Here is a 2,866-nt window from a genome sequence, read left to right on the forward strand (position 1 = left end):
CCCGCCGCCTCGCCGCCTGCTGTCCGCAGTCCCGCCTGGCCGCCCGCCGCCTCGCCGCCCGCTGCGGCCTCACTACCGCCGACGACCCCGCTTTCCGCGCTGCCGTTGTCCGCCGCGCCGGTGCTCGATGGTCGGCGAAGCGGGCCTCGGAGCGGCGGGATTGTCGGTGCCTGCCGGCAAAATAAGCGCAGGGGTCCCCTCGGCGGGGACCCCTGCGAAGCGACTACCGGCGAAGCCGAGCTGTCATGTCAGCCGCTGAGCCGTCAGCCGCTGTGCTCGGACGCCGTTGCAAAGCCGCCGTTTCCAGCCGTCGTTGCTCAGCCGCCGTTGCCCGGCCGGTACGGCTGGGCGCGGTAGGTGTGGGGCCAGGTCGTCGTGATCCGCAGCACCGAGTCGTACAGCGTGCGGCCGAGGGCGGCGCGTGCGCGGAGCGCCGGGTGGGTGGCGCTGTAGTTGTCGGCGTTGTCCTCCTGGTCACCGTGGAACCGGCCGGACGCGAACAGCGCGAACGTGATCATCGGCTTGCCCGACGCGTCGAACACGATCCCCGCCTCGTTGCGCCCGTCGGCGAACCACCCCGCCTTGGTCGCCACGTTCAGCCGCTCCGCGGACGACAGGTTGAGCCTGATCCCGTCCGTGAACGACGTCAGCGACCGCAGCACCTTCAACAGGTGCGCGGTGGACGCGGGGGACAGCAGCTCGCCCGCCGCGAGCCCGCGCAGCAACGTCGACGTCTCCCGCGGCGTGGTGGTGCCGAGGAAGAACCGGTTCGGGTTGGCGACCGGCACGACCCTGGTGTGGACGAAACCCTTGGACCGCAGGATCTCGTTCAGCTCCATCGCGGGCACGACCAGCCCGCACAGCCGCACCGCCGTGTTGTCCGACACGGTCAGCAGCGCCGCGAGCGCGTGCCCCACGGTGACCGAACTCGGGTACGCGCCGTCGAGCGTGAAGATCCCGTCGGTGTCCTGGATGACGATCGACTCGGTGACGTCGACCCGCTGGTCCAGCGTGATCAGGCCCCGGTCGACCTTGTCCAGCACGGCCACCGCCACGGCGATCTTGTTCACGCTGTACGCCTCGACGACGCGGTCCGCCTCGGCCTCGACGGCCGGCTTCACCACGCCGTCCGGGTCCGCCACGGCGATGTGCGACGACCACGTGCCACCGGCCCGTCCGACCAGCGCCGCGTACTTCCACGCGATCTTGCGCCGGGCGAGGTCGGCCGTCGTCGGGATCAGCGCGTCCCACTCGGCTTCGGTGGTCTGCGCCTGCGCGGTCCCCGCGGCGCCCAGCACGGCGGTCGCCGCCGCCGACCCGAGACCGAGCGCGATCCTGCGGTTGACGTTCATGTTCCCCCTATCGGACGAATATGCCTTTACGACGCCACGAGGGCACGGAACGTTGCTCCGAACCGGTGACGTGATCCACCCGGCAGTAGCCTGCCGACATGGCAGACGGCGTTTTCCTGGTCACGGGCGCGAGCCGCGGCATCGGCGCGGCGACCGCGCGGCTGGCGGCGGAAGCCGGGTACCGGCTGGTCCTGACCGCCCGCGACACGTCGTCGCTGGCGCCGGTCGCGGCCCGGCTCGGCGGACCCGACCGGGTGTGGGCTGCCTCCTGCGACGTGCGGAGCTTCGAGCAGCTCGCGGCCCTGGTGGGGCAGGTCGAGGAGGAGTGGGGACGCCTCGACGTGGTCTTCGCGAACGCCGGCACGAGCGTCGTCACCTCGTTCACGTCGGACGCCGGCGCGCCGCCCGACGAGTGGAGCGACATGGTGCTGACCAACGTGTGCGGCCCGGCGTTCACGGCCCGCGCCGCCATGCCCGCGCTGATCCGCCACGGCGGGCACCTCGTGCTCACCGGGTCGGCCGCCGGGCGCGGGGTGCGGCCGGGCAACCTCTACTCCGCCACCAAGTGGGCCGTGACGGGGTTGGCGCAGGCCATCCGGGCCGAGTGCGTCGGCACGGGCGTCCGCGTCACCCTCGTGCAGCCCGGCCTGACCGACACGGGCGGCATCCCGCCGTCCCGCCAGGCCGACCCGAAGCTCGCGCCGGAGGACGTCGCGCGCGCCGTGCTCTACGCCGTGAGCCAGCCGCCGACGGTCGACGTCAACGAGATCCTGGTCCGCCCGGTCGGCCAGGACGCCTACCGCTGACCGGCTCCCCGACCTCACGTGGTCGGGGCGAGCCGCGACCGGCCGCCGGCGAACCACTCGTCGGAGAGGACGCCCAGCAGCACCATGTCGTGGTGCCTGCCGCCGGAGAACTCGTGGTCGCGCAACCGCCCCTCGACCTGGAACCCCAGCTTGCGGTGCAGGGCGAGGGACGGCTCGTTGAACGCGTACACGCCCGCCTCGCACTTGCGGTAGCGGCGCTCGCCGAACATGAAGTCCAGTAGCAGCCCCACCGCCTCCGCCGCGTACCCGCGCCGCTGGTGCTCGTGGCCGATGCCGATCCCGTAGCCGAACCGACCGGCCCGCCGGTCCGCGCCGTGCGTCGTCAGGCTGCCGACGAGCACGCCATCCGCCTCGATCGCGAGGAACAGCACGTCGCCGTCCGGGGCGGCGGTGGCCTGCCTGGCGGTCCACTCCCGGTGGCCCGCGGCGGAGCGGGGCGGCTCGACGCGGTCCACCGCGCGCATGTCCTCGGAGTGCTCCCCGAACCGCATGAACGCCTGCCAGTCGTCCGGCTCGACACCGCGCAACCGCACCTTGGACCCCACCCAGACCGATGTCATGGTGCGAGGGAAGCAGAACTCACCGCGCCGACGCAGGCGGATTTCCGCTCCACCCGGACGGCGGCGTTGCGCGGCGGCGGTGGCGAGGCGGGGATGCGCGGCGGGTGGGGCGCGGCGGCGGGCCGCG

At 73.2% G+C, this 2,866-nt stretch carries 3 protein-coding genes; 1 reads left to right on the forward strand and 2 read right to left on the reverse strand.

Features of this window, described 5'->3' with window-relative positions:
- Positions 1-317 precede the first annotated feature (317 nt).
- Entirely contained in the window at positions 318-1,352 is a 1,035-nt protein-coding gene (locus ACFQ3T_RS35595) for a serine hydrolase (RefSeq protein WP_380730376.1), read from the reverse strand.
- A gap of 98 nt (positions 1,353-1,450) precedes the next feature.
- Here ACFQ3T_RS35595 and ACFQ3T_RS35600 point away from each other — a divergent pair, with 98 nt between their 5' ends.
- Positions 1,451-2,158 carry an SDR family oxidoreductase gene (locus ACFQ3T_RS35600; protein WP_380730378.1) on the forward strand — a complete coding sequence of 236 codons (708 nt, stop codon included), beginning with the start codon at positions 1,451-1,453 and terminating at the stop codon, positions 2,156-2,158.
- A 14-nt stretch (positions 2,159-2,172) separates the two neighbouring features.
- On the opposite strand, the gene ACFQ3T_RS35605 is transcribed toward ACFQ3T_RS35600, so the two are convergent.
- Complete coding sequence (locus tag ACFQ3T_RS35605; protein WP_380730380.1) at positions 2,173-2,739, reverse strand: GNAT family N-acetyltransferase; 567 nt, start codon at positions 2,737-2,739, stop codon at positions 2,173-2,175.
- Between the last annotated feature and the right edge of the window lie 127 nt (positions 2,740-2,866).

The sequence above is a fragment of the Saccharothrix hoggarensis genome (assembly GCF_042678885.1).
GTDB classification, from domain to species: domain Bacteria; phylum Actinomycetota; class Actinomycetes; order Mycobacteriales; family Pseudonocardiaceae; genus Actinosynnema; species Actinosynnema hoggarensis.